Consider the following 19545-nt stretch of genomic DNA (forward strand, 5'->3'; position numbering starts at 1 on the left):
TGAAACTAATCACAACGATGGTCGTCTATCCGATGCGCAGCCAGACATATATAGACGAAACGAGATCGGCCGTTCGGACGCCTTATCCGAATTTGCCAGTGATGTAGTCTTCGACGCGGTCGCTTTCGGGGTTTTCGAAGATTTTGTTCGTGTCGTCGAACTCGACGAGGTGGCCACCGGTGAGGAAGACGGCAGTCTTATCGGAGATTCGAGCGGCCTGTTGCATGTTGTGGGTGACGATCACGACCGTGTACTCCTCGGCGAGTTCTTCGACCAGATCCTCAATCTTCGAGGTTGCGACGGGGTCGAGTGCCGAGGCCGGCTCGTCCATCAGGATCACTTCCGGATCGGGGGCAATCGCACGAGCGATGCAGAGTCGCTGCTGTTGTCCGCCCGAGAGGTCCAGCCCGCTCGAGTCGAGTTGGTCTTCGACCTCCTCGAGCAATGCTGCCCGCTCGAGTGCCGTGCGAACCTTCTCGTCGACGTCACCGTCGTCTTTTCCCTGGACGCGGAGGCCGTAGGCGACGTTGTCCCGGATCGATTTCGGGAACGGGTTTGGTTTCTGGAACACCATACCGATTTTCCGGCGCAGGGCAACCGGATCGACGTCGTCGTCGTAGACGTTCTTATCGCGGAAGTAGAGGTCGCCGTCGACGCGGGCGATGTCGATGAGATCGTTCATGCGATTGATCGAGCGCAGGAACGTCGACTTCCCACAGCCCGACGGCCCGATGAGTGCCGTCACCTTCTGCTCCGGGATGTCCATGTCGACTCCGTGGAGTGCCTGATCGTCACCGTAGTAGACATCGAGGTCACGGGATTTGATGACGGCATTGTCGACGCGTGGCGAGCCCAGTGGTGCGTTGTCGGTCATCGTCGCGTCCGAACGCGAACCACCCGGGTCGGACGCCGATACGGATCGTGAGCTGCCGCCATTTGCAGTCATATGTGGTGGTTAAGCCTTGGGACTCACGCAATTACCTGTTGCGGAATCCGTCTCGAGGCGGTCACGACCGGAAAACGGCCGCTCGTCGTCCGGTTTGTCTGTCGCGGATCAGTCGTCAGTGTCGGGACCGGAATCGACACTCGAGTCCGTCCCAGTGGCCGCCGGGTCGACTCGTGGTAACTCGAGGACGACGGTCGCTCCCGCGCGGTCGGTCTCGTCGCCGTCGCTCGAGTCGACCGGTGGAATCACGAGGCGACCATCGTACCGGCTCACGATCCAGTCGACCAGCCACAGCCCGATCCCACCGGTGTGTGTCACCTGTGAAATCGCTCGGTCACCCGTGACGATGGCGGCTTCGTCGACGGGAATCCCGGGGCCGTCGTCCTCGATTCGAATGCGAACGCAGTCGGCCGTCGTCTCGACGGTGATGTCGACGGTCGGCTCCGGGCCGGCGTGATCGGCGGCGTTCGCAAGCAGTTCGTCGATCGCCGCTTCGATCTCCGGCCCACAGGCCGCGACAGCCCGTTCTGGGGCCGTGACGGTTATTTCCGGATTCGTTCCGCCGTCACCCCGTGCAGCACTCCACTCCGCGACGCGATCGCGAACGACGGTTGCGAGGTCCGTTCGTGGGACCGGATCGTCCACCGGGTCGAGCAGATTCTCGGTCATCCGTGCTCTGTCGGCCAACTCGAGCAATTCCGCCGTCGCCAGCCGGATCTTCCGGGCCGACGCTTGCTCGTCGCCCTCGAGGGTCGCTTCGAGATCCGCGGCATGCCCAGAGACGACGTTGAGCGTGTTCCGAAGGTTGTGTCGCAGAATCCGATTTAACACGAGCAGCATCTGTTCGCGCCGCGCCAGCGCGATCGACAGGCGCTCGAGAGCGTCGTCGATACGTTGCCACTCCGGCGCGCCAGCGAACGACGGGCCGTCGTCGTACTCGCGTCGCTCGAGCGCCCGGACTCGATCGACGAGGCGGCCGATGTGGCGCAGCTCCGACGTGTACACCCACGCGCCGAAGACCACGATCGAGCCGAGCAATGCGACCGCCGACACGGCCTGAAAGAGCACGAGTCGGTTGATCCGTGCGTCGACGGCATCCTGATCACGGTGGGCCGTTACCGTCCAATCGACGACCTCGAGTGTCACGCTGTGGGAGACGGTCTCGTCGAACCGATCGGCCGTCGTATACAGCGTCCGATTACCCGCCTCGACGGTAATCGCGTCCTGGTCGTCGTTGCCGGCCAACGAGTTGAACAGGCTCGTTTCGTCGAGGTAGTACGCGCCGTTTACCGAGCCGATCACTTCGCCGTCGTCGACGAGCGGCGCACTGATAACGACGATCGTGTTTCCCGTCTGCGCGCGGAACGGATCGGTGATGTACTGCTCACCGTCGAGTGCCGCCTCGACGTACGCCTGCTCGCTGAGGTCCGTACCGACGATTGGATCGGTCTCGCGTGCCGGCCTCGTCGACGTAAACGACTGCACTGTTCCCGTTTCGTCGACCACCGTCGCCCCATCGAACGCCGACGTCGAAACGAACTCCTCGAGTTCTCGGTCCTGACGGTCCGTTTCGTGTGCCGCGAGATCGGGGTTGGTCGCCGCGACGGCGACGGTTCGACGTTGTTCTCTGAGTCGCTCATCGAGAACCGACGCCGACATGTTTGCCCGGTCAGCGACCGACGTCTCCGTGTTCTCGTCGACCTCAGTTCGGTGTGCATCGAACGTGACGACGAGCACTCCACCGGCTACGAGAACGACGACGAGAAACACGATCCCGAACCGGTATGCGAGCCTCATTCAGATGTACCCTGGTAGGCGGTACAAATAATGCCACCATTACTCTTATGGCACGTAACAAGTAGATCAAACGATTAAGCAGTTCCGAGAAAGCCGTGTTCGGCGGTTCAACTGCCGTTGTGTCCCCTGACCCGATCGACCGGGGGCGAACCACCGCGAACAGTGGGGCCACACCCGACACCCCCGTGTGCTGCGTGCTTCGATACGTTCCCAGCGACTCCAGCTGTCCGGTCAATCTCCGTTCCCGTCCCCCGGTACAGATTGGTCTACATACACTAGTGCAAATATACATACCCAGTCATTCCGTGGAGAGTATCGATACGGAAGAAACGGCTAAACGGCGACAGAATCAACTCGAGCGTTTGAGCGATGGCGAATATCCGTCCACGCCCATCTCTATAGTGAATGGTAGTTTTATGAATGTCCACTCGAAATCAAGCGATATGGAGACGCGAAAGGTTCAGGTAACGGGTGGCTCTACGTATACCGTTTCGCTCCCGAAATCCTGGGCGACTGCGAACGACGTCAGTGCCGGGACGATCGTGGAGTTCTACCCCGAGTCAGATTCGCTGCTGTTGACGCCACAGCGCGAATCCGATCGGCAGGAGGGAACGCTCGAGATTACGGATCTCGAGGGCGAACGACTCACTCGAGCCGTGATGACGATGTACGTCAGCGGCTTCGACATCATCCGACTCGAAGCCAGCCGCATTACGACCGACCAGCGCAGTGCGATCCGGAACGCGACGCAGAGCCTCGTCGGCGTCGAAGTGCTCTCGGAGACGACCGACACCGTCGTGATCCAGGACCTCCTCGACTCCTCGGAGCTGTCGATCGTCAACGCCGTCTCGCGGATGCGGCTGATCGCCAGTTCGATGCTCGAGGACGCCGTCATCGCGCTGAGCGAAAACGACGATGACATTGCCGCGGACGTCATCGACCGCGACGACGACGTCGACCGGCTCTGGCTGGTCGTTTCGCGGATTTTCCGTGCGACGCTTCGATCCCCCCGTGCGGCCGAGGAACTCGGCGTCCCCAGAGAGGACTGCTTCGACTACCACTCGAGCGCCCGCCAACTCGAACGGGTTGCCGACCACGCGGCCAAGATCAGCAACCTCGCGCTCAAACTCGACGACATTCCCGAGGCCGTCGCCGACGCCCTCATCGATCTGCACGCGGACGCCTCGGACGTGCTCGAAAAATCGATGGACGCGCTGGTCGCCGACGACACCGAGGAGGCGAACCGACTGGGACACGCCGCCCGCGAGGCCGTCCTCGAGATCGACGAGCACACCCGGATGATCGACGACATGCTCCGCGAACTCGATCCCGTGCAGGCCCAGTCGCTCGGCCTGATCGTCGACTCGCTCTCCCGCAGTGCCGACTACGGCGGGAACATCGCCGAGACGGCGCTCCAGAAGGCCGCCCCGCGGCCGTAGCCGTTAGCCACTCGGCGTAACGGCGTCGTCTTCTCTCATACGCCACGGAGTTACGCGTGGGCAGTCGTGAGGTGGATTCGAGGACCGAAACGCGGTCGCTAGGGGGCTGAAAACGGCAGGAGCTCGATTGTCTGCAGTGTTACTCGAGGAGAACGGCGTTGACCTGTCCGGTCTGGCCGGGACGGGACGTGACGCGTGCCTGTCCTTCGGACGTCTCGATGACGGCGCCTTTCGTGATGATGTTTCGGCGAACGTAGTTCGGGTTGGCGTCGTTCTCGACGACGTCTTCGATGTCTGCCGACACCGTCTCGCCGCCTTTGTTGACGCTCGCGACGTTCGTGGCGAGCGCGCGAACTTTCGTGCTGTTGCCGCGGGCGTCGACGACGCGGAAGCGTGGTTCGCCGACCTGCGTTTCGGTTGGCAGGCGACCGAGTTCGTCTTTACGGCGTTTGCGTACGTTCTTCAGTCGGCCACCGGTTCGCTTTCGCGTAGAGCGTCCCTGGTCTTGCATACTCGATCAAATTGCTGGCGTATACTTGAATGCACTGCTATGCGCTTTTCCGGCGAGCAGGCGCGTTGGGATGCTCTCGGCGCGAACTACTCCCCTTCGACCAGACAGTACGCGTGACCCGGTTCTTGGAGTCTCGTCTCCCGGTCGTCGTCGTAGTAGTTCGAAAACACACCTCGTTCCGCATAATAGATCCGCCCATCGACGGGCACTGGGGCGCTCGTGACGCGGCCCCGGTTTTCGACCCGCCAACACCGGTCGCCGGTCTCCTTATCGAGCGCGTACAGAGACGAATCGTACGAGCCGACGAGCACCGTCCCCGCAGTAACGGTCAGTGCGCCGATGACGCGACCGCCGACGTTCGCCGACCACAGTTCGTCGCCGGAATCGGCCTCGAGTGCGTAGACGTAGTCGTCGTCGCTTCCCATGTAGACGACGTCCGCGTCGACGTCGACGGCTGGATTCGACATGATCGAGCCGTCGGTCTCGAACGCCCACTCGAGCGTGCCGTCCTCAAGGTCGAGACAATAGAAGGTGTCGTCCCAGCTCCCGACGTACCCGAACCCGTCGTGGGCGGCGACGGTGCCTTTGATCTCGGCACCGGCGCGGAACGCGCCGCCTTCCCGTTCCTCGCCGTTCGCATCGGCCTGGAACGACCACGCGAACTCGAGCGATGGGAACTCCCAGCAGTAGACGACGCCGTCGTTCGACCCGGCGAGGATCCGTCCGGTCTCGAGGTCGATCGTCGGCGACGGATGAGCCTGGCCCCACACGCGGTCGTCGCTCCAGATCGGCTCGCCGGTCTCGGGATCGATCGCCCACAGCGCCCCGGAGGATGGCGAGCCGTACTCGGCGATGACGTATAGTACCCCGTCGTAGTAGGCGGGACTCGACCCGATCGCGAGCGTCCCCTCGAGATCGGCCGATCGGGTTCGCCAGACCATGTTGCCGGTCTCGATATCGAGTGCGTAGAGGTCGCCGTCGTAGCCGCCGATGTAGGCGGTGCCGTCGACGATAGCTGCCGAGCCGTGAAATCCAAGGCCCGTCGCGTCGGTCTGGACCGACCAGCGTTGCTCGCCCGTTGGCGCACGCGCGTAGACTCGGCCATCGTCGCCCGCGAAAACGATCGTCTCCCCATCGGGCGTCGGCACGGGACTGGCTTTGGCCGCGGTATGGCCGACACGGTTGATCGGGAACGACCAGTCAACGCGCACCGACGCCGGCACGACTTCGTCGGGGTAGTAGCCGAGCCGACGCAGTCCGCGCTGGAACAGCGACACGTCGTCGTCAGGATGGGTCGCGTACTCGGAGACGGAGTCGACCGGGTCCACATCGGTACAGGTCGTGGTAACTGGGGCAACACTCTCGACGTCCGCTCTCGGCAACTCGACACAGCCGGCGAGCCCAGTGACCGTACCTGCGCCAGTCAGTCGGAGGAGCTGTCGTCGGGATGGCATCGCGTTCGGTTCTCGAGTGCGCCCGGCCGTGCCGGACTGCTTCGTCGGCTGCATGTGCTCTCTAGGCGAGGTGTTCGGGTGCCAAAAACATAGGGCTCCCAATCGGACACCGACCGCTGGGTCAGGGCCGTCAAGTGTGGTGGTGACGGGGAGTCTCGTCGCCGTTCGGGGCTCTGTTTCTTACTCCTTCTGGGCGTCGACGACTGCCACACCCGCCAGGTTGACGATGTCTTTGACCTCGTCGCCACGCTGGAGGACGTGCACCGGCTTGTCCATACCGACCAGCATCGGGCCGATGGCGTCCGCACCGCCGAGTCGCTGGAGCAGCTTGTAGCCGATGTTGCCCGACTCGAGGTTCGGGAAGACGAGCACGTTCGCCGGCTCCTCGAGTTCGGAGAAGCCGTACGTGCCCTCGAGGATATCCTCGACGACGGCCGTGTCGGCCTGCATTTCGCCGTCGACGGGGAAGTCAATCTCGGGGTCGTCCTGTAGCATGGCCGCAGCCTTGCGCGGCTTGCGGGTGCCTTCGTTGTCGACGCTGCCGAAGTTCGAGTACGACAGCAACGCAGCGCGCGGTTCGACGTTGAACCGGCGGGCGAGTTTCCCCGTCTGCTTCGTGACTTCCGCGAGGACTTCCTCGTCGGGATCCTGATTGACCGTCGCGTCGGCCACGAAAATCACGCGATTCTTGAACGTGAGCATGTAGACGCCAGCGGCGTAATCGACATCCTCGTCGGTGCCGATCACCTGCAGTGGCGGACGCAGCGCCGAGGGGTAGTGATGGGACAGTCCGGTCAGGAGCGCGTCAGCGTCGCCCTGTTCGACCATCACGCTCCCGAAGTAGTTCGAGTCGCGTTCGATGAGTTCGCCCGCTTCGGTCCGCGTGATGCCCTTTCGCGAACGGAGTTCGTGCAGGCGGTCGGCGTAGGCCTCGTAGTCGCCGGCGGATGGGTCCGCAACCTGCGGATCGAAGTCGAGTCCGAGGTTCGCCGCCGTCTGCCGAATCTCGCTCTCGTCGCCGATGAGGACCGGCAGCGCGATGCCCTGCTCTTGGATCTGGTAGGCCGCGCGGATCATCTTCTCATTTTCGCCCTCCGCGAGCGCGACCGTCTTGGGGTCGCTTTTCGCCTTGTTGAGGACGACGCGCATCATCTCCCGGGATTTGCCGAGGCGAGCCTCGAGTTCCTCCTCGTAGGCCTCGAGGTCGATCTCGGTCCGAGCTGCGCCGGATTCCATCGCAGCTTCGGCGATCGATGGGGCGACGCGGAAGAGCACACGGGGGTCGACCGGCTTCGGGATGATGTAATCGGGGCCGTACTGCAGTGGGTCATCGCCGTAGGCCTTGACGACCGCGTCGGGAACGTCCTGACGTGCGAGATCGGCCAGCGCTTCAGCGCAGGCGACTTTCATCTCCTCGTTGATCTCGGTCGCGCGCACGTCGAGTGCGCCACGGAAGATGAAGGGGAACCCGAGGACGTTGTTGACCTGGTTCGGGTAGTCAGAGCGGCCGGTCGCCATGATGACGTCGTCGTCGCGGGCCGCTTTGGCCTCCTCGTAGCCGATCTCCGGATCGGGGTTGGCCATCGCGAAGATGATCGGGTTGTCGCCCATCGAGGCGACCATCTCTTGGCTGACGATGCCGCCGGCCGAGAGGCCGACGAAGACGTCGGCCCCTTCCATCGCGTCCGCGAGACTGCCCTCGGGGACGTCACGGGCGAACTGCTGTTTGTACTCGTTGACATCACCCGATTTCGCGCGCTCTTCGGTGATGATCCCCGAGGAGTCACACATCGTGATGTTCTCTTTCTTACACCCGAGCGAGACGTAGAACCGGGCCGTCGCGATCGCGCTCGCTCCGGCACCGGAGAAGGTGATCTCGAGGTCCTCGAGATTCTTGCCCGCGATGTCGGCGGCGTTCAACAGCGCCGCACCGGAGATGATCGCGGTGCCGTGTTGGTCGTCGTGGAAAACCGGGATGTCGAGTTCTTCGCGCAGGCGTTCCTCGACGGTGAAACACTCGGGGGCTTTGATGTCCTCGAGATTGACGCCGCCGAACGTCGGTTCCATCATCTTGACGGCCTCGACGAGTTTGTCGGGGTCGGCCTCGTCGAGTTCGATATCGAAGACATCGATGTCGGCGAAGCGCTTGAACAGGACGCCTTTCCCCTCCATGACCGGCTTGGAAGCCTGCGCACCGATATCTCCGAGTCCGAGGACCGCAGATCCGTTCGAGACGACGCCGACGAGATTGCCCTTGGCAGTATAGGTGTAGGCATCGGTCTCGTCTTCGTCGATCTCTAAACACGGCGCAGCGACGCCGGGTGAGTATGCAAGCGAGAGGTCACGCTGCGTATTCGTCGGTTTCGTGGTCGAAATCTCGATCTTTCCTGGTGGATCCGTGCGATGGTATTCCAGTGAATCCTCGTCTAGTCCCATACCGGGGACACTGTGTGGGACTACTAAAAACAATGTGAAGGTGACATTCGTCAATCGTCGAATGTACGGGTGCCCTGAACCACGTCACCCCCCGCTCAGTCGAGTCCCGGATTCGACCGTTTTATACGCACCGCACAAGTGTGGTGGGATATGGACGTCGCGCTTGGTGGGACGTTCGACCCCGTCCACGATGGCCATCGCCGGCTGTTCGAACGGGCGTTCGAACTCGGGGACGTGACTGTGGGACTGACAAGTGACGACCTCGCACCGAAGACACGACACGTCGAACGGCGCGTGAGATCGTTCGACGAACGCAAAGCACGGCTCGAGGACGAACTCGAGCCACTCGCCGCCGAACAGGACCGCGAGTTCGAGATCCGACGGCTCGACGAACCGACGGGTATCGCGACCGAGCCGCAGTTCGACTATCTGGTCGTCTCACCCGAAACCCGCGACGGTGGCAAGCGGATCAACGAGATTCGACGCGAACGGGGCTACGATCCGCTCGACGTCGTCGTCGTTCCGCACATGCTTGCCGACGACGGCGACATCATCTCGAGTACTCGAATCGTCCACGGCGAGATCGACGAACACGGAACTGTCCTCGAGGACGAGAGTGACGACACCGAGGATACAGACGACGCCTAACGAATCGAAAGCGACGCCAGTCGAACCGCCAAACCCCAGTTGTCGACGGTTTCAGTTTCGTATCGTCTCCTTACCTTGTCACAGCCTACCACTGCGGTGAGAAATCGACTGAAACAGTCGGATCTACCAGCGTGGTGGCTCGAGTCCGGCCTGCTCGAGCAGGTCCTTCCAGCGCGACTGGATCGAGAGCCGCGATACGTCGGCGGCCTCGGCAACTGTCCCCTGTGTTCGACCGTCGCCGGCGACGAGCGACCCGGCGTACACACTCGCCGCGAGCACTGCTCGTTTCGACCGGTCGTCTTCGGGGACATCGGCAAGAAAGAGGTCTATCGCACACGACCGCGCCTCAGTCGATAATTCGAGTCGCTCGGCGACAACCTCGAGTTCCTCGAGCCACTGTTCGTACTCGATTCGGTCCCGGGCGCTGTGCATACACGGCCTATCGTTCCGGTATGGATAAACTCACGGGGTTGATCGTCTCGCAGTGCTGTCAGGTATCGAACGAAGAGATGTGCGTGTCGAAGACCGTGTTCTCCAATACGGTACTACGTGGGGACAACGGGTCGATACGAACGGCTAGCTAAATCGGCCGTTCACCGGCGATTTCACTAGGACACGACTACTAAAGCCGTGACCCACCAACAGTCGAAGTGACGCCCGTCGGCCGGTTTCGGATCACGACAGCGTCCGTCCATGAAAGAACCCACCTGCAAACTCGTCTGTACCGGCTGCGGCCTCGAGATGCCGTATCGGGATCGTTCGCTGGCCGAACAAGCGGCGGAGCTCCACCAGCTTCGCGATTCGGAGCACGTGACGTTTATCGTGCCGCCGGATTGGTCTCCGGAGGAGCCCGTGAAACAGCGCTGACGCGGACCGACAGGTACTTACTCGGCTCGTGAAAACTTCGGATACGAGCGCGGGTAGCCAAGCCAGGCCAACGGCGCAGCGCTTAGGACGCTGTCCCGTAGGGGTCCGCCGGTTCGAATCCGGTCCCGCGCATTGCTGTCGCGAGTAAACCCGCGAGCGACAGCACTTGTCGGCTGGATTCGTGGCCCAGAGAACGAGCGAAGCGACGTTCTCGTGGTTCGAATCCGGTCTCGCGCATTCTCCGCGAACAACATCGTGAGCGGAGACTTCGGTCAGCGGTTCGAGCCCTGGAAACCGAACGAAGTGAGGTTTCCTCCGGTTCGTAATCCGATCCCGCGCGTGAGCGAATGGAGAGCGAAGGAGCAGAACCGAGTCGAGCCCTGCAAGGAACGCGCAGCGACAAACTGGAGCGAGCATTTCTTATTTCAGTTCGAATCCGGTCCCGCGCACTGAACGGCACAGAGAAAGCAGATACGCGTCAGACGCTCCACAACGCTTATTCGCGCGGCCACAGCTTGTATGATTAATGGCCGGGTTAGACGACGTGTTCGGGGATCTCTATCGGAGTGTCGATGCGGTCGTCCTCTTTTCGCCGAGCGGCTCGTACTACGAGCGCTTCGCGGACATCGAGGATCTCGATCTGATCGTCATCGGAACGGAAAACACCGTCGGCGCGGAGACGTTCGTCGAGTTGCCACTCGCATTCGACGACATCCGAGACCGAATCCGATTCGGCCTCGAGGGCGCCTTAGAACAGGGATTGATCGAAGACGGTGACGAACTCGTCTGTGCGACGAGCGTCTTCAGTGACGGAATCGATACAGTCTCACGAGTCCGTGCGGACGCCGAAACGCACACGGGAATCTACGATCTGTTCGTCAAGTCCCGTGCGGAGCCGGAAGTGGTCAAGGCAGTCCTCGAACTAGCGATCGAACTCGGGAAGAAAGGCCAGAAAGGCAAGCCCGTGGGCGCACTGTTCGTCGTCGGTGATGCGGGGAAGGTGATGAACAAGTCCCGGCCGCTATCGTACAACCCCTTCGAGAAATCCCACGTTCACGTCGGCGATCCGATCGTGAACGTCATGCTGAAGGAGTTCTCCCGACTCGACGGCGCATTCATCATCTCCGATGCGGGCAAGATCGTCTCGGCGTACCGATACCTCGAGCCGTCCGCCGAAGGGGTCGACATCCCGAAAGGGCTGGGCGCACGCCACATGGCCGGCGGGGCGATCACGCGTGATACGAACGCGATCACGATCGTGCTCTCCGAAAGCGATGGCCTCGTTCGGGCGTTCAAAGCCGGCGAGCTCATTCTGGAGGTCGATCCGGAGGCGTACTGATATGAACTGGCAGACCCTCATCGACGAACCGGCCGTCATCGCGGCAGCGGTGTTGGTGCTCGGACTCGTCGTCGGCTATCTGGTCGGGCGACTCAACGAGGAACTCCTGTCCGCGTCTGGGGTTCCCGAAGCCGTCGAGGGAACGCCGTTCGAGCGGACCGCTCAGTCGATCGGGACGTCGACGGTCAAGATCGTCGCCCGACTGAGTTCGTGGTTCATCTACGGCATCGCCGTACTGACGGCGATTCACATCGCCCAGTTGCTCGATACCGATGCCTTCTGGCTGCGCGTAACTGAGTTTATCCCTCAAGTATTTATCGCCGTTCTCGTGCTTATTCTGGGCTTTATCATCGCCGACAAGGCGGAACTTGTCGTCGGCGAGTATCTCCGTGGCGTCAAACTCCCCGAGGTCTCGATTCTACCGAAACTGATCAAATACTCCGTGCTGTACGTGGCGTTCATCATTTCGCTGGGCCAGATCGGTGTGCACGTACTGGCGCTGTTGATCCTGCTTACGGTGTACGCCGTCGGGATCATCGTCGTCGGCACCGTCGCGTTCAAGGAGTTCCTCGTCTCGAGTGCAGCCGGGATCTACCTGCTGCTCAATCAGCCCTACGGGATCGGTGATCGAGTCCGCGTTGGCGACCAGACGGGGATCGTTCAGGAAGTCGATCTGTTCGTGACGAAGATCGAAGACGATTCCGAGGAGTACATCGTGCCGAACCGGAAAGTGTTCGAGAACGGTATCGTTCGGATTCGAGAGTAGGCGAGGGACTACTCCTCGAGCGAGAGGCCGGCGTGCCAGCGATCCACGCCGGCGTCGCGCTTGACGGCGTCCATTTTCGCGAGCAGCTGTGTCGCAAGCGTCGCGGTTTCGGCGGCGCGTGACTCGCCTTCGGTTCGGAACTCGCCGGTTTCGCGGTTAGCGTAGACGGTACAGACGGCACCCGCACGGAGCCCGTAGACGCTTGCAAGCGTCAGGATCGCGCTTGCCTCCATCTCGATGTTTTTGACGTTCGCGGCTTTGAGTTGGTCGACGAGGTCGGCCGACCCGGCGGCTTCGAATCCCTCGAATCCGGGTCGGCCCTGACCTGCGTAAAACGAGTCTGCGCTCATCGTAACGCCGGTGTGGTAGTCGTAGCCGAGTCGTTCGGCCGCCGCAACGAGCGCACTGACGACTTCGTGGTCAGCCGTGGCGGGGTAGTCCTCTCGAACGTATTCGTCGCTGGTCCCCTCCTGACGAACTGCGCCAGTCGTGATAACTAGATCTCCGACGGCCATCTCGGGCTGGATCGCCCCGCAGGAGCCGACGCGGATGAACGTCTCACAGCCGACACGAGCAAGTTCTTCGACGGCGATCGCCGCTGACGGACTCCCGATCCCGGTCGACGTCACCGAGATCGGCGTTCCCTCGTACGTGCCCGTCGCCGTTCGATACTCACGATGGTGGGCCTGTATTTCGTAGTCGTCCCAGTGGGCGACGATCGTCGGTATACGGTCGGGATTGCCCGGAAGGAGAACGGTCTCTGCGACGTCGTCGGGACCGACCTCGAGATGGTACTGTACGTCTGCGTTCGGGTTTTCGCTGTCGCCGGTCATCGAGTAGCGGCGATTCGATCCGTCACGGTATATAACTGCAGGCTCTCACCGTTCGCGACGACCGACGGCCTCGAGGGTTGAATCGTTCGCACTCGTCTGTGACGGACACGCCAAAAAAAGTACTCTCACCGATCGGTTCTGCGAGTCCGATCCACGGCGACGAGCCCGCCGTGGGCTCGAGCGGTTACAGGTCCGAGTTCGACACGTCGCGGTCGGACGCCTCGTCGTCACCGCCTTCGGGCAGGAACGCCCAGACGAGGATCGCGGCGATAATGACGCTACCAAGTGCGACCGTCTCGAGGACGCCTAACTCGATGTTCGCCCAGGCGAGCACCGTCCGTAACTCGACGAGGACGGGTGCGAGAAACGCCAGCACGACCAACAGTCCGGCTTTCGAGATGCGCATTAGTTCATCACCCCCGAGAGCGCAGTGTGTGCGAGGTCGCCGGCCGACTCGAGTGCGGCGGTTCCGAGGTGGTCGACGGCAAAGGCGAGGAACCGCACCGACTCGAGGCTAACCGGGAACGGGTTGATATCGGGGCCGAAGAGGCCACCGCGCTCGATGATACTCAGCAGTGGGAGCGAGTACGCGAAGACCACGAGTACGACCGCAATCGCGGTCCAGAGTTTGAGGTTGTCGAGCACCTTCGGTGCGTCGTCGGAGCCGGACAGTGCTTCGGCGTAGCCGTTGTCCGGAAGGTTCGTGCTTCGGCCGTTGAGTGTCGTTCCGATGATGTTGGCGAAGAACAACACGAGTGAGAGGGTGAGCAACACGCCACCCAGCGCAATCTGGCCGTTGAGTTCACCGACGGAGCCGACTGCGGTTTCGAACTCGAAGCCGGTGTACTGCGGTTCGGCCGTCCGGCGGGGCATGCCGATCAGCCCGGCGCGGTGCATCGAGTTCGTCATGAACGTCATCCCGATGAACCAGAGGACGACCTGAACCAGTGCGACCGAGCGGTTCCAGAGCTCCTTGCCCGTCACCTGTGGGATGAACCAGTAGGAAACGGCCATGAACGTCAGCGCGACAGCAGTGCCGACGGTGAGGTGGAAGTGACCGACGACCCACAGGGAGTTGTGGACGAGGTAGTTGATGTTCATCCCGGCGTTGACCATGCCCGAGAAGCCGGCAGCGGCGAAAAGCAGGCCAGCGAGTGCCATCCCGGCGAAAACGGGATCACGCCACGGGAGGGCTCTGAGCCACCCGAAGTAGCCCGTGCCGCCGCGCTGGCGGGCACCGTGTTCCATGCTGGCGACGACGGTAAACGCTGTCAGCAGGCTGGGCAACAACAGGAACATCGTGTTCGTCATCGCGATGAACTTGAACCCTTCTGCGATGCCGGGGTCGAGATACTGGTGGTGGATCCCGACTGGCGTCGACAGCAACAGGAACAGGACAAACCCGACGCGAGCCAGCGGGTCACTGAACAGTTTGCCACCGGCGAACTTCGGGAGCATCGTGTACCACAGCAGGTACGCCGGCATCAGCCAGAAGTACACGACTGGGTGACCGAAGAACCAGAACAGCGTTCTGGTAAGCAGCGGATTGACGGTCTCGATCCAGCCGAGCGACCACGGCAGCAAGAAGACGAGGATCGACGTAGCAACGCCCATCGTGGCGATGTACCACATGAGCATCGTCGTCAACACCATGAACGTCGGGAGCGGAATCCGCTCGTCAGGGTTCTCTTTCTTCCATGCCCACCAGGAACGGAACCAGTCAGCGCCGGCGACCCACGTGCCGACGACGAACAGGACCAGACCGAGGTAAAACAGCGGATGGGCCTGCAACGGTGCGTAGAACGTAAACAGCACTGAAGCGCTCATGTCGATCGAGTCGACGAATCCGGCGAGAATGGCCACACCGGCCATCACCGTCCCGATCGACATCAGAGCGACCCAACTCCAAGTGAACCGGATATCCTCGACGCCCCTGTCGAGACTCGTCGTCACAGCCCACGTGAACACGCCCACGAGGAAGAAGATCGTGAACGTAATCACCATGAACACACCGTGAGCAGTGAGGACGGTGTAGTAATCCGCCGGATCGATAAACCGATAGACGTCCGTTCGGTGAAGCGTCTGAATGATCCCGAACACGCCTCCAAGCGCGAGCGCGAGGAAGGAACTGAAGAATACCGTCTTGACAACTTTCGCTTCCGCAGGGAACTTGTCGATATACGCGTTACTCATCGTTGTTGCCTCCGTTTTCTTCTTCGAGATCTTCGACCACGGTGAGCGTCCCGCTCTCTTCGTAGTCGTCGACCGTCACTGTCCAGTCGTGGTCACCTTCACCGAGTTCGGTCGAGTCGACGGTAAAGGTCACTTCCTCGGAATCCTGCCCAGAGACGGTGATGTCCTCTTCGACCGTCTGGTTGCCGATTTCGAATGTCGCCGTCGTCTCGAGGTCGTCGAGCGCGCCGTTTTCGACGGTGGCGGTGATTGTCGTCTCGTTGCCGAGTTCGACCTCGTCGTCGGCCTCGGCCTCGAGTTCGGTCATGTCGAACTCATCTTCGGGAACGACGTTGAGTTGCCCTTCCATCGTGTGGTGGAAGTCGCCACAGTATTCGTTGCAGACAATTCCGTACTCGTCGGGCTCGTCGAACTCGACGGTCATCTTCGACACCTCACCGGGGATGACCATCGCGTTGATGTTCGTGCCGGGAACGGCGAAGCCGTGGATCACGTCCCGGCTAGTTACGTAGAAGGTGACTTCGCTATTTGCAGGTACTTCGATCGGATCGGGCTGGAAGATGAACGTCTGAGCAACGACGTAGGCTTCGTACTCGTTTTCACCGACCTGCTCGACGCGTGGTTCGCCGAAGCGCTCGTCGTCGTTGAGCTCTTTTGGTTCGATGGTTTCTTCGCTGTCATCGAGCATCGCGATTCCAAGCCCCACTGACCCGTACGTGATCGTTGCGATGAACCCAACAATCAACAAGAGTGCAGCGACGAGCCACAATTTCTCGTATGCATGAATTTTCATAGCATCTCCCCCACCGTCAGTACAGCGCCGATTACCGTCGGATCATTCCCGAGGAATTCGACGAAGTACATGAAAAACCACAGCAACACCAGGATGAGGAAGTACAACCCGATCAGTGCGAGTGTCCCAACCGGATCGTACTCATCGTGTCCGATCTCCTGTAGTTGCTCTGGCTCTTCTGTCGCCTGACTCATACGCTCGTGTTAGGACAGTCATTGCTTAACGTCTAGACTCATTCCCAGCAGATAGGAACGGCAGGGGGTATTATGCAATTTCGTCGCTGATACGCCAGTATGGTACTCGAGGATGCCTCTCCACGAGTTGCACTCGTGGCCGGGTTACTGGCACTCTTGCCGGTGTTGTCGTACGCGCTGTGGGGATCGCTGCCGGCAGGTGCGATCTCCGCGATCAACGTCCTGATTATTATTACGAGCCTCTACATCGCGTTCAGCCCGTTACAGGAGCCACACGTCCACGGATCCGCCGAAACGTAAGTGAACGGGTGGACCCGGGTGGATCGGCCATCTCGTCCTCGATCACACAGCGCCGCTATGTCCACGTCCGGTGTTCGAGCGTTCACCACTATCGTTCTCCCAGCCATCGCGATCCGGTCCGTTCGTAGTCTCGTCACATCATGAGTCGACCCCAGTCACGATCCGACGCCGAACCCGCCTCGAGCGCGCCAGCAGACGCTCGAGAAGACGCTGCAGGCGAGTGTACGCTCTGTTCGTTTCCAACCCCAGCGGACCCGGTCACCGACGACGACATCGACGGGACGTTCTGCTGTCAGGGCTGTCTCGAGGTCCACCGGACGCTCGAGACGGTCGACGACACCGACGCTGATGCCGTCCGCGACCGACTCGACGACGACGGTCCCGACTTAGACGACGTCGACGGTGAGGACGCGTTTCTCGCCGTCGACGGGATGCACTGTGCGACCTGTGAGGCGTTCCTCGAGACGCGAGCGACTGCGACCGACGGCGTTGTGGGTGCGGAAGCGAGTTACGCCACGGATACGCTTCGACTGGTGTACGACCCCGAGTCACTCGAGGCAGAGTCGCTTCCGGACCTCGTCTCGGGATACGGCTACGAGGCTCGCGACCGGGGCGAGGGCCGAAGCGACGAGCCACGCGAGGCGGCGCTCGTGAAGTTCCTGATCGGCGGCGGGATGTTCGGGATGATGGTTATGATCTGGTATGCGCTGTTTCTGTACCCGACGTACTTCGGGTACGAGCCGCTGGCTGATTTCGGTAGCTACGACGGCTACTACATCGCCGCGAACATCTGGCTCATGACGTCGTTTGTCCTGTTTTACACCGGCTATCCGATCCTGCGCGGCGCGTACGTGAGTCTCCGCGCAGGGATGCCGAACATGGACCTGCTCATCTCGCTCGCCGCGGCCGGCTCGTACGGGTACAGCACGCTTGCGATAGTACTCGGGCGGACGGATCTCTACTTCGACGTTACGGTCGCAATCATCCTCGTCGTCACGGCCGGGACCTACTACGAGGGCGTGATTAAACGCCGTGCCGCCGGCCTCCTCTCGGAGCTGACCGAGTCACAGGTCGACGAAGCCCGTCGTGCGGACGGCGGTGAGATCGTCCCGCTTTCGGAGGTGGGTCCCGGCGAGCATCTGCTCGTCCAGCCCGGCGAGCGCGTGCCACTCGACGGTACCGTCGTCGACGGACAGGCTGCCGTCGACGAGTCGCTGGTTACCGGTGAGTCGCTTCCCGTCGAGAAACGGCTGGACGATCCGGTCCGGGGTGGGACGGTCGTCACCGACGCACCCCTGATCGTCGAAGTCGGCGACGACGCAGAGAGCACGCACGATCGGCTCGTCTCCCTGCTGTGGTCGATTCAAAGCGCCCGACCCGGCGTCCAGCGGCTCGCGGACAAGCTCGCGACGATCTTCGTCCCGCTGGTCGTCACCCTCGCGGTCGCCGTCACTGGAATCCTGCTTGCGACCGGTTCGAGTCCTGCAACGGCGTTTCTCGTCGGCCTGACGGTCATCATCGTCTCCTGTCCGTGTGCGCTCGGGCTCGCGACACCGCTTGCGATCGCCTCCGGGGTCCAGACGGCCGCCCGACGCGGGGTCGTCGTCGCTGCTGAGACGATCTTCGAGGACGCACCGGATATCGACATCGTCGTCCTCGACAAGACTGGGACGCTCACGGAAGGCCGAATGTCGGTCGAAGGCGTCCACGTCGTCACAGGGGACGGTTCGACGGACACAGACGCTGCAACACTCTTGGCGCGTGCCGGTGCCGTCGAAGCGCTCTCGGAACACCCCATCGGGCAAGCGATCACCGAGGCAGTGTTCGACGATCGCGACCGCGAGGACACTGCCGATGTCGACGGGTTCGAACGGTATTCCCGTGGGGTCAGTGGGATCGTCGACGGTCAGCGGGTATTCGTCGGCCATCCGGACCTCCTTCGAGACCACGAGCTGTCGATCCCGTCATCGCTCGAGGACCGGATCGACCGCGTGCGAGCGTCGGGTGACGTCCCAGTCGTCGTTGGCTGGGATGGCCGCGCCCACGGCGTCGTCGTCGTGGGTGACTCGCCGCGCGAAGACTGGGAAGACGCCGTCGAGACGCTCGCCGAGGGTCGGGAGGTCGTCGTGCTCACCGGCGACGAGGGCGCGTCGGCGGACCGGTTTCGGGCCGTCGACGGCGTCGACGAGGTTTTCGCGGGTGTGCCGCCCGAGGCCAAGGCGGAGACCGTTCGAAGACTTCGCGCGCGTGGGACGGTGGCAATGGTCGGCGACGGGAGCAACGACGCGCCCGCACTGGCCGCCGCGGACGTCGGTATCGCCATGGGTAGCGGAACGCAACTCGCGACCGATGCTGCCGACGCCGTGATCGTCGGCGACGATCTGGGTGCCGTCGCCGACATCTTCGATATCGCCTCGGGAACCTACTGGCGAATCCGGCAGAACCTCGGCTGGGCGTTCCTCTACAACGCCCTCGCGATCCCGCTCGCGATCGCCGGCCTGCTGAACCCGCTGCTGGCGGCGCTGGCAATGGCGGCGAGTAGCCTGCTGGTCGTCCTCAACTCCTCGCGGTCGCTGTGATCGCTCACGGCACGTCGGAAACGACGGCGACGGCTGACGGAGACGACTACTCGAGCGTTTCTTCGGTGATCGTATTCGGCAACAGTTCGCCGAGCGTGTACTCGGTCGGCGGTTCGCCCTCGCCTTCGTCACAGACGACGCGGAGGTCGTCGTCACAAAATTCGGCTAGCGTCTGGCGACACATTCCACAGGGCGTAACGCCGTCTCGGCGGCCGGAGCTGACGGCGATCCGGGCGAACTCGCGGTGGCCGTTTTTGACCGCCTCGGCGATCGCGACCTCTTCGGCGTGGAGGCTGTTGCTGTAGTTGGCGTTCTCGATGTTACAGCCGACGAAAATTTCGCCGGATTCGGTCTCGAGCGCGGCACCGACGGCGTACTCGGAGTAGGGGACGTGGGCAGTCAACTGGACGTCACGAGCGGCATCGATCAGGTCGTGCATAGCTGAGAGTG

Annotated in this window: 19 protein-coding genes and 1 tRNA gene; 8 read left to right on the forward strand and 12 right to left on the reverse strand. The window is 62.1% G+C overall.

Annotation, left to right across the window (positions count from 1 at the left end; translation table 11 throughout):
- Positions 1-82 precede the first annotated feature (82 nt).
- Both pstB and GCU68_RS00425 read right to left on the reverse strand, forming a co-directional pair.
- A complete protein-coding gene (pstB, locus tag GCU68_RS00420) occupies positions 83-946 on the reverse strand; it encodes a phosphate ABC transporter ATP-binding protein PstB (protein ID WP_152938507.1) in 864 nt (287 codons plus the stop codon).
- A gap of 108 nt (positions 947-1054) precedes the next feature.
- Entirely contained in the window at positions 1055-2743 is a 1689-nt protein-coding gene (locus GCU68_RS00425; RefSeq protein WP_152938508.1) for a sensor histidine kinase, read from the reverse strand.
- Positions 2744-3186: 443 nt separating this feature from the next.
- On the opposite strand from GCU68_RS00425, the gene GCU68_RS00430 reads away from it, so the two are divergent.
- Positions 3187-4182, forward strand: coding sequence for a phosphate uptake regulator PhoU (locus GCU68_RS00430; RefSeq protein WP_152938509.1), 996 nt, complete (start codon positions 3187-3189; stop codon positions 4180-4182).
- 139 nt (positions 4183-4321) lie between these two features.
- Here the strand turns inward: GCU68_RS00430 and GCU68_RS00435 are convergent, their stop codons facing one another.
- The 3 genes from GCU68_RS00435 to GCU68_RS00445 form a co-directional block, all read right to left on the reverse strand.
- The gene (locus GCU68_RS00435; protein ID WP_152938510.1) at positions 4322-4693 is read right to left on the reverse strand and encodes a 30S ribosomal protein S8e; all 372 of its coding nucleotides are present in this window, start codon (positions 4691-4693) and stop codon (positions 4322-4324) included.
- An 86-nt stretch (positions 4694-4779) separates the two neighbouring features.
- The gene (locus GCU68_RS00440; RefSeq protein WP_152938511.1) at positions 4780-6201 is read right to left on the reverse strand and encodes an outer membrane protein assembly factor BamB family protein; all 1422 of its coding nucleotides are present in this window, start codon (positions 6199-6201) and stop codon (positions 4780-4782) included.
- 126 nt (positions 6202-6327) lie between these two features.
- The gene (locus GCU68_RS00445) at positions 6328-8583 is read right to left on the reverse strand and encodes an NADP-dependent malic enzyme (protein ID WP_152938512.1); all 2256 of its coding nucleotides are present in this window, start codon (positions 8581-8583) and stop codon (positions 6328-6330) included.
- Between the two features lie 150 nt (positions 8584-8733).
- Between GCU68_RS00445 and GCU68_RS00450 the strand changes: the two genes are divergently transcribed.
- Positions 8734-9231, forward strand: a complete 498-nt coding sequence (locus GCU68_RS00450; RefSeq protein ID WP_152938513.1) for a phosphopantetheine adenylyltransferase — start codon at positions 8734-8736, stop codon at positions 9229-9231.
- A 123-nt stretch (positions 9232-9354) separates the two neighbouring features.
- On the opposite strand, the gene GCU68_RS00455 is transcribed toward GCU68_RS00450, so the two are convergent.
- Positions 9355-9663 (reverse strand): transcription initiation factor IIB family protein, encoded by a 309-nt coding sequence (locus GCU68_RS00455; RefSeq protein WP_152938514.1) that lies wholly within the window; start codon positions 9661-9663, stop codon positions 9355-9357.
- Between the two features lie 261 nt (positions 9664-9924).
- Between GCU68_RS00455 and GCU68_RS21155 the strand changes: the two genes are divergently transcribed.
- From GCU68_RS21155 to GCU68_RS00470, 4 genes are all read left to right on the forward strand, one after another.
- Positions 9925-10098 carry a hypothetical protein gene (locus GCU68_RS21155; RefSeq protein WP_012943626.1) on the forward strand — a complete coding sequence of 58 codons (174 nt, stop codon included), beginning with the start codon at positions 9925-9927 and terminating at the stop codon, positions 10096-10098.
- A gap of 47 nt (positions 10099-10145) precedes the next feature.
- Positions 10146-10230 (forward strand) — tRNA-Leu (locus tag GCU68_RS00460).
- A gap of 394 nt (positions 10231-10624) precedes the next feature.
- Positions 10625-11437, forward strand: coding sequence for a diadenylate cyclase DacZ (dacZ, locus tag GCU68_RS00465; protein ID WP_152938515.1), 813 nt, complete (start codon positions 10625-10627; stop codon positions 11435-11437).
- A 1-nt stretch (position 11438) separates the two neighbouring features.
- Positions 11439-12203, forward strand: coding sequence for a mechanosensitive ion channel family protein (locus GCU68_RS00470; RefSeq protein ID WP_152938516.1), 765 nt, complete (start codon positions 11439-11441; stop codon positions 12201-12203).
- An 8-nt stretch (positions 12204-12211) separates the two neighbouring features.
- Here GCU68_RS00470 and GCU68_RS00475 read toward each other — a convergent pair whose 3' ends face one another.
- The 5 genes from GCU68_RS00475 to GCU68_RS00495 form a co-directional block, all read right to left on the reverse strand.
- Positions 12212-13036, reverse strand: a complete 825-nt coding sequence (locus GCU68_RS00475) for a nucleoside phosphorylase (RefSeq protein WP_152938517.1) — start codon at positions 13034-13036, stop codon at positions 12212-12214.
- 184 nt (positions 13037-13220) lie between these two features.
- Complete coding sequence (locus GCU68_RS00480; protein ID WP_152938518.1) at positions 13221-13442, reverse strand: CbaC protein; 222 nt, start codon at positions 13440-13442, stop codon at positions 13221-13223.
- Positions 13442-15229, reverse strand: coding sequence for a b(o/a)3-type cytochrome-c oxidase subunit 1 (locus GCU68_RS00485; protein WP_152938519.1), 1788 nt, complete (start codon positions 15227-15229; stop codon positions 13442-13444). The genes GCU68_RS00480 and GCU68_RS00485 overlap by 1 nt, the downstream gene beginning before the upstream one ends.
- Complete coding sequence (locus GCU68_RS00490; protein ID WP_152938520.1) at positions 15222-16022, reverse strand: cytochrome c oxidase subunit II; 801 nt, start codon at positions 16020-16022, stop codon at positions 15222-15224. The genes GCU68_RS00485 and GCU68_RS00490 overlap by 8 nt, the downstream gene beginning before the upstream one ends.
- Positions 16019-16216, reverse strand: a complete 198-nt coding sequence (locus tag GCU68_RS00495) for a hypothetical protein (RefSeq protein WP_152938521.1) — start codon at positions 16214-16216, stop codon at positions 16019-16021. The genes GCU68_RS00490 and GCU68_RS00495 overlap by 4 nt, the downstream gene beginning before the upstream one ends.
- A 99-nt stretch (positions 16217-16315) precedes the next feature.
- Between GCU68_RS00495 and GCU68_RS00500 the strand changes: the two genes are divergently transcribed.
- Positions 16316-16516, forward strand: coding sequence for a cytochrome-ba3 oxidase subunit (locus GCU68_RS00500; protein WP_152938522.1), 201 nt, complete (start codon positions 16316-16318; stop codon positions 16514-16516).
- Between the two features lie 140 nt (positions 16517-16656).
- Positions 16657-19095: a heavy metal translocating P-type ATPase gene (locus GCU68_RS00505; RefSeq protein WP_152938523.1), complete on the forward strand. Its 2439-nt coding sequence runs from the start codon at positions 16657-16659 to the stop codon at positions 19093-19095.
- A gap of 46 nt (positions 19096-19141) precedes the next feature.
- Here the strand turns inward: GCU68_RS00505 and cdd are convergent, their stop codons facing one another.
- A complete protein-coding gene (gene cdd, locus GCU68_RS00510; protein ID WP_152938524.1) occupies positions 19142-19534 on the reverse strand; it encodes a cytidine deaminase in 393 nt (130 codons plus the stop codon).
- Positions 19535-19545: the final 11 nt, after the last annotated feature.

The sequence above is a fragment of the Natronorubrum aibiense genome (assembly GCF_009392895.1).
GTDB classification, from domain to species: Archaea; Halobacteriota; Halobacteria; order Halobacteriales; family Natrialbaceae; genus Natronorubrum; species Natronorubrum aibiense.